We start from the raw sequence: 899 nt of genomic DNA, 5'->3' as shown, positions 1-899 counted from the left end.
ATGATTGTCAGAGGAATTATGATATTTCATCTGACAACCGCAAAGGGATTATCGCACCTTTGTCGCCGGTCGTGCCTTTGTCGCCAGTCGTACCTTTGTCGCCGGTTGCACCCTTGTCGCCAGTTGTGCCTTTGTCGCCGGTCGTACCTTTGTCGCCGGTTGCGCCCTTGTCGCCGGTCGTACCTTTGTCGCCGGTCGTGCCTTTGTCGCCGGTTGCGCCTTTGTCGCCGGTCGTACCCTTGTCGCCGGTTGCGCCTTTATCGCCGGTTGCGCCCTTATTTCCTTGGACAAAATCTGTGAAGTCAACGGTCCCATCGCTGTTCAGGTCTTTGTCCTTATCATCGATAGTTCCATCACTGTTGAGATCTTCAGTTGCTGGCGTCTTCTTCCAGGTCTCATATGCGCTCTCGCCGGCTGCGCCGGTGTCACCTTTGGCTCCGGTATCACCTTTGTCGCCCTTGATCGTCTGGTTGAAGTCGTTGTCATCAACGGTCCCATCGCTGTTCAGGTCTTTGTCCTTATCATCGATAGTACCGTCGCTGTTGAGATCTTCAGTTGCTGGCGTCTTCTTCCAGGTCTCATATGCGCTCTCGCCGGCTGCGCCGGTGTCACCCTTGGCACCTGTGTCACCTTTGTCGCCCTTGATCGTCTGGTTGAAGTCGTTGTCATCAACGGTCCCATCGCTGTTCAGGTCTTTGTCCTTATCATCGATAGTACCGTCGCTGTTGAGATCTTCAGTTGCTGGCGTCTTCTTCCAGGTCTCATATGCGCTCTCGCCGGCTGCGCCGGTGTCACCCTTGGCTCCGGTATCACCTTTGTCGCCCTTGATCGTCTGGTTGAAGTCGTTATCATCAACAGTTCCATCGCTGTTCAGGTCTTTGTCCTTATCATCGATAGTG

Annotated in this window: 1 pseudogene; it reads right to left on the bottom strand. The window is 54.3% G+C overall.

The features are described 5' to 3' along the window. Positions 1-16: 16 nt before the first annotated feature. A pseudogene (locus FC75_RS12345) lies at positions 17-899 on the bottom strand (hypothetical protein); the annotation flags it as partial.

Source organism: Lacticaseibacillus camelliae DSM 22697 = JCM 13995 (genome assembly GCF_001436615.1).
Lineage (GTDB): Bacteria > Bacillota > Bacilli > Lactobacillales > Lactobacillaceae > Lacticaseibacillus > Lacticaseibacillus camelliae.
This window is presented reverse-complemented; position numbering and strand designations above follow the sequence as displayed.